At 36.0% G+C, this 2,798-nt stretch carries 1 protein-coding gene and 1 pseudogene; both read right to left on the bottom strand.

Annotated elements, in window-relative coordinates; genetic code table 11:
* Positions 1-113: pseudogene (locus AC3AX0_RS10935) on the bottom strand (MaoC family dehydratase); the annotation flags it as partial.
* A 224-nt stretch (positions 114-337) separates the two neighbouring features.
* Entirely contained in the window at positions 338-2,446 is a 2,109-nt protein-coding gene (locus tag AC3AX0_RS10940) for a sigma 54-interacting transcriptional regulator (RefSeq protein ID WP_487550322.1), read from the bottom strand.
* Between the last annotated feature and the right edge of the window lie 352 nt (positions 2,447-2,798).

Raw genomic sequence — 2,798 nt, forward strand, 5'->3', positions numbered from 1 at the left:
GGATTAATGTCACCAGTAATTCCCGCATAAAGATAAACATCGGTTTCTGTTACAGTTTTTTGAAAAAAGGCAGCATCTCCAACCTTTATTTCATCAATAGTTTTACCTTTCATAATTGCACCTCACTATACGTTAATATTTTCACATTAATACAATGCATATATCATGCCAACTTATATGAATTTATAAAAATAAAATAAAAAAATCAGGCTATGCATTGCTATAGCCTGATTATAAATAATTTATCTATATTACGCCAACACAATTATTGTTAAACCGTTAACAATAATTTCTTGATTTTTGTTAAGTTTTCCTTACACCCCGTGTTAGCTATAGTTTACACTAACTCTATTTCCCTGTCTTCTTGTAAGGTTTTGTTTACAATTTTCAGCCCATGCTTCTCAAGTTTTTCATACAAAGCCGTCCTGCTGATACCGAGTAGTTTGGATGTTCTAGACTTGTTAAAGTTCACAGCCTCAAGGCTCTTGATTATTGTTTTTCGCTCATATTCATCCATAGTTTCCCTAAGGTTCTTGACATCTTCCACATCATATCTTCCTGAAATATCCACCGGAAGATGTTTGGGCTTTATTATGGTTCCTTCGTCCATAATGTTTATAGCCCTCTCTATTATGTTCTCAAGCTCCCGTATATTACCTGGCCAATTATATTTCATAAGCTTGTTTATTGCATTTTCATTTATTCCATCAACCCTCTTGAAATATCTTATCCTGTACTTCTCAATAAAATTCTGACAAAGCTCCGTAATATCTTCAGGTCTTTCACATAGGGGTGGTATGTTGAGAGTAACTACATTTAGCCTATAATATAGGTCAAGCCTAAATTTCTTTTCCTCTATCATCTGTTCTATATTTCTGTTTGTCGCCGCTATGATTCTCACATCAATGTTTATAGGCTTATTTGATCCTACCTTCTCAACCTCCCTTTCCTGAATGACTCGGAGAATCTTTGCCTGCATATGCATTGGCATATCTCCTATCTCATCAAGGAAGATGGTTCCCTGATCTGCCACCTCGAATTTCCCTATCTTTCCGCCTTTCTTGGCTCCCGTGAAGGCGCCTTGCTCATATCCGAAAAGTTCCGATTCAAGGAGTTCGTCAGGTATAGCCGCGCAGTTGACCTTAATAAAAGGCTTACTTCTTCTCGCACTGGAATTGTGTATAGAATGGGCAAAGAGTTCCTTTCCCGTACCGCTATCCCCCAATATAAGCACATTGGAGTTTGTATATGCAGCTTTCTTTGCAATATTCACAGGCTCCTTTATCGCCCTGCTCTTTCCTATAATGCTATTGAAGGTATATTTGGCTTTATTTATCTGCGTAAGTTCATCCTTATAATTTTCAAGCTGCTGCTCGATTTTTCCTATCTTTTTATATAGTTCATCTAACTCTCCCAGATTTCTAAACATTACCTTGCCTACAACACTGGTTACCTTTCCATTCTTGAACACGGGAATCCTCGATGCAATCATATAGTTTCCTTTGATTTTCTGCAGGTCTGCAATCTCCGCAATGCCTGTTTCAGCAACTTTGTGAATCCTTGTATTCTCAATTATCTCAGTAACATGCATACCTATTACATTTTCCTTCTCTAACCCTAGAAAATGTTTGTATGCATTGGATATCATAGTGATATACCCCTCTGCATCAACAACGAGGAGGCCGTCATAGGCTATCTCAAATACAGTCTCTAGAATTTCCTTCTCGTTTCTTTCTGTAACTAGTTTATCTGCAATTTCGTTGTATTTCGTCACATCCTTAAAGGAGCATATGGCACCGATTACACCGTGATTGCTTTCTACAGGACATCTGTTAACCATAAGCTTCTTGTTGCCGTAGTCGAAAGTCCTTCCTTTTTCACATTCCCCCATCCCAAGTATCTCGGGAACCTTTGAATTGGGTATTAGGTCTTCTATCTTCATTCCTACAGCATCTACATTCTCCAGATTAAGAATATTTATTGCATTGTCGTTCATAAAGAGTATCCTACTCTGCTTGTTTATAGCAAATACGGCAACATCTATGCACTCCAGTACACTTTTGAAGTTTTCACTTGTATATTCAAGTCTCTCGAAATACATCTTCATTACATGTCTTTTTCTCAATATGCTTTTAAATCTTCCCATATCGTCAACTACAAAGAACATCTCACCTGACCTGTTGAATATAGAATAAGCTTCCTGAAATTCCTTGACTAGCGCTGATTCTCCAATGGGTTTCATTATATTACCTACAGTCATATTTTCAAAATTTTCCTTCCTAAGATTGACTGCATTACTCATTAGTATTCCAACTGGGATTTCATTCCTTTTTAATACTGGAAAATTTGAAAGGCTGTATTTTTTTATACGTTCCAACGTTTCCGGCACAGGCTCATCCTCATATATCTTTATGGGATTTTTTAACATAATATCTTTAATTAACATATTTTCACCTCAAAATATCCTTCCATACCCATATAGAGCACAAAGTTGTTATGATTACTTTACATTTTGATTTAATTATATAACCAACTCTCAAACATTTCAAACTTGTAACAAAAAGGACATATATATGTAAAGCTTTGTTTACATAGTTGAATTGTCATTTCATTACAACAAAAAAGCCCAGACGAAAAGTCCGGGCTTTATCAACAACATTCTATTATTCTTTAATATATATCCTGCTACACTTTCTTAAGCTCTATACAAGTATCATGTCCGTTAAGGTTTTGAAGCTCACATTCAAGTCCATCCTTCACTTCTATCTTAAGTGCTAGGGTTTCCTTCATGATATAGT

The sequence above is a fragment of the Dethiosulfatibacter sp. genome (assembly GCF_983023055.1).

What these genes read in the sequence shown, in the direction of transcription:
- AC3AX0_RS10940 (WP_487550322.1), bottom strand. Translation starts at nt 2,446, where the DNA reads ATGTTAATTAAAGATATTATGTTAAAAAATCCCATAAAGATATATGAG.